Raw genomic sequence first — 229 nt, 5'->3', positions numbered from 1 at the left:
CACTGATAATGTAGGGGTCGGCAGTTCGAGTCTGCCCGGGACTACTAAAATCTTAAAACCGAAAAGGAAATTCTGGAAGCTGGGATTCACCAAGGAAATTAGAGAAGAATTAGAAATCTAAAATCTGAATTCTGCAATCTGAGATTGAAAAATGGGGGATTAGCTCAGCTGGCTAGAGCGCCTGCCTTGCACGCAGGAGGTCAACGGTTCGACTCCGTTATTCTCCACA

At 45.4% G+C, this 229-nt stretch carries 1 tRNA gene; it reads left to right on the top strand.

Annotation, left to right across the window (positions count from 1 at the left end):
- The first annotated feature begins 153 nt into the window (after positions 1-153).
- Positions 154-227 (top strand) — tRNA-Ala (locus tag ACE01P_RS24525).
- Positions 228-229 lie beyond the last annotated feature (2 nt).

Source organism: Flavobacterium sp. HJSW_4, assembly GCF_042436695.1.
Lineage (GTDB): Bacteria > Bacteroidota > Bacteroidia > Flavobacteriales > Flavobacteriaceae > Flavobacterium.
Note: the sequence above shows the minus strand (reverse complement) of the source record. Positions and strands in the feature narration are given on the sequence as shown.